Genomic DNA, 2,738 nt, shown 5'->3' with positions numbered 1-2,738 from the left:
TTAGAAGGTCATCGGGATGAGGTACAGGGAGTAGCATTCAGCCCTGATGGTGAGATAATTGCTTCGGCTAGTGAGGACAGTACGATTAAGCTTTGGAAACAGAACAGTACCTTGTACACAACCCTTACTGGTCATTGCAGTGGGGTTAGGGCAGTGGCATTCAGCCCCGATGGTAAGCTGATTGCTTGCGCAAGTAGCGACAACACTGTCAAACTCTGGCAACCAGACGGCACCTTGCAATCGACTCTGATTAATAATAGCGCTATAGTTAGGGGAGTAGCATTTAGTCCCGATGGTGACATTATTGCTTCCGCAAGTAGTGACAAGAGAGTGAAACTCTCGGATCAAGATGGCACCTTGCTAGGTACTTTGAACAACCATTCCGCTGGGGTTGAGGGAGTAGCGTTCAGTCCCGATGGTCAGATAATTGCTTCAGCCTCTGAAGATAAAACCATTAAACTCTGGCAGCGGGATGGTACGTTGCTAAGCACCCTAAAAGGTCATACCAATGAGGTGGAGGGAGTAGCGTTTAGTCCCAATGGTAAGATAATTGCTTCAGCCTCTGAAGATGAAACCATTAAACTGTGGAAGATAGATAGTACCTGTACAGAGGAAGCAAAACCGAGTAAGAACAGCAATTTACTACCGGAATGCTGGAGCGATAGTCTGTATACTCTCACAGGTCATGAGGATGAGGTGAAAACAGTGGCAATTAGCCCTGATGGTAAGCGGATTGCTTCCGGTAGTGAGGATAAGACAGTGAAAGTCTGGAAAGGAGACAGTGAAGACTGGTATCTGACAAAACCAAAACTGCTACATACCCTGACAGGACACAGTGACCGGATTACGGGAGTGACCTTCAGCCCCGATGGCACAATGATCGCTTCTGCCAGTGCTGAGAAGACGGTGAAACTTTGGCAGCGGGATGGTACCTTGCTGACTACCCTCACAGCACATCAAGATGAGGTGGAGGGAATTGCCTTCAGCCAAGATGGGGAAATTCTAGCCTCTGCTAGTGCTGATAGTAAGATAATTTTGTGGAATGTGGATCAAGTCCTGGATCTTGATCAAGTCCTAACCTATAGTTGTGATTGGGTCCAGGATTATTTGATAACAAATGCTGAGCTAGAAAAAAGCGATCGCACTCTTTGTGATCGGATTAAGGAATTGAAAAGGGAGTAGGGAGTAGGGAGTAGGGAGTCGGGAGTCGGGAGCAGGGAGCAGGGAGCAGGTAAGAGGCAAAAGGCATGCATGCAAGAGGCAAGAGGCAAGAGGTGAAAAATATTGTGTACCTCATAGCTATGATAAACGCTATAATTATAACTTATCTAAATAATTAAACTTATATCATTTCAGGATAATTATCCTTAATAAAAATCTCCCCATCTCCCCATCTCCCCATCTCCCCATCTCCCCATCTCCCCACTCCCTATTTTAATGATGAACAAAATTCCCATCCTCCAACCTGGTAAATCTTATACGTTTAGAAGTTATTTTGAAATGGTGGTTGAGCCAGAAGACATTCTGGCTGAATTTGGCTATATTTTGAAACGAAGCTCTTTGAATTTAGAACAGTCTACGACAAAAATAGACCGACTTTATAGTCTCAAATCCAGAATTGAAGAAAGCTTACCCTATGTTAGTTTAACCAGTGAAGCAGCTCGACGGGAATTACTAATCGCTCCTATTTTACTTGATTTAATCCACTATACTCAAGCCCAGCTAAGAATCGAATATCCCCTCACTGTTACAGAATACTTAAAAGGTTATCTAGACTATTATCTTTATACCGATAGTAAACTGCTGGTCATAGAAGCCAAAAATGCTAATCTCCAAAGAGGCTTTACCCAACTTGCTGTAGAATTAATTGCCCTCGATCTATGGAGTGACGGTGACCAATTGATTTTACAGGGTGCTGTTTCTACAGGGGATATCTGGCAATTTGGGCTTTTGCACCGAGAGCATAAACAAGTTACTCAAGACCTGAATCTTTACCGTGTTCCAGCTGATTTAGAAGAATTGTTCCGAATTTTGGTAGCTGTTCTTGGTGATAGAGATGCGGGCAGGGAATAGGGCATAGGGAGTAGGGAGTAGGGAGTAGGGAGTAGGGAGTAGGGAGTAGGGAGTAGGGAGTAGGGAGTAGGGAGTAGGGGGAGAAAGATTTTGTCTGGATATTGTAAGTATAGAAAATTATCCGGATTTGATATAAAGTAAGATATTTTTAACTATCAATAATCAATTATTTTAAATAGTTTTTTGTTTTTTATACAGTTATATAGATATTTTATATGTTATGGTGCAACAATAATAATATACAAGGGATATATAGCCTTGATAAATATATTATAAAAACCAATGCTTATTTAGCATTAAAAAAAAAATGGAATATTTTGACTACTGTTTTCTGTTCCCTGTTCCCTGTCCCCTGTTTACTTGTTATCTTAATCCTAGGTTTACATCTCAAATAAAAATGCTATACAATATTGCTGGTATGGAATTTTACTTTATAAACGTGGCTATTTTAACAGAATCGGAACCATTTACCCTAATACAGAACCCAATAAAAAAAGAAATAAAATTAGCATCTCCTGTGCTAAAATGGGCAGGTGGAAGTGCGACTCGTTGAGCTGAAACCCACGCCAGTGGGGGGATAGCTCGAATAGCAATAGCTATTTAACTGTGTGTTACATGTAGGTTCAAATCCTACAACCTAGATGTCAGGTTACTCCATATTCCTA

The 2,738-nt window shown here is 41.6% G+C and carries 3 protein-coding genes; 2 read left to right on the top strand and 1 reads right to left on the bottom strand.

The features are described 5' to 3' along the window. A partial coding sequence (locus F6K49_RS39965; protein ID WP_293106269.1) for a WD40 repeat domain-containing protein occupies nucleotides 1–1,182 on the top strand: 1,182 nt, incomplete at its 5' end. Here F6K49_RS39965 and F6K49_RS39960 read toward each other — a convergent pair. After that, nucleotides 1,160–1,297: a hypothetical protein gene (locus F6K49_RS39960; RefSeq protein ID WP_293044850.1), complete on the bottom strand. Its 138-nt coding sequence runs from the start codon at nucleotides 1,295–1,297 to the stop codon at nucleotides 1,160–1,162. The genes F6K49_RS39965 and F6K49_RS39960 overlap by 23 nt on opposite strands. A 203-nt stretch (nucleotides 1,298–1,500) precedes the next feature. Here F6K49_RS39960 and F6K49_RS39955 point away from each other — a divergent pair, with 203 nt between their 5' ends. Continuing rightward, nucleotides 1,501–2,073 carry a hypothetical protein gene (locus tag F6K49_RS39955; protein WP_366514292.1) on the top strand — a complete coding sequence of 191 codons (573 nt, stop codon included), beginning with the start codon at nucleotides 1,501–1,503 and terminating at the stop codon, nucleotides 2,071–2,073. Nucleotides 2,074–2,738 lie beyond the last annotated feature (665 nt).

It is taken from the genome of Moorena sp. SIO3I6, assembly GCF_010672095.1.
Note: the sequence above shows the minus strand (reverse complement) of the source record. Positions and strands in the feature narration are given on the sequence as shown.

What these genes read in the sequence shown, in the direction of transcription:
- F6K49_RS39960 (WP_293044850.1), bottom strand. Translation starts at nt 1,297, where the DNA reads ATGAGGTACACAATATTTTTCACCTCTTGCCTCTTGCCTCTTGCATGC.
- F6K49_RS39955 (WP_366514292.1), top strand. Translation starts at nt 1,501, where the DNA reads ATGGTGGTTGAGCCAGAAGACATTCTGGCTGAATTTGGCTATATTTTG.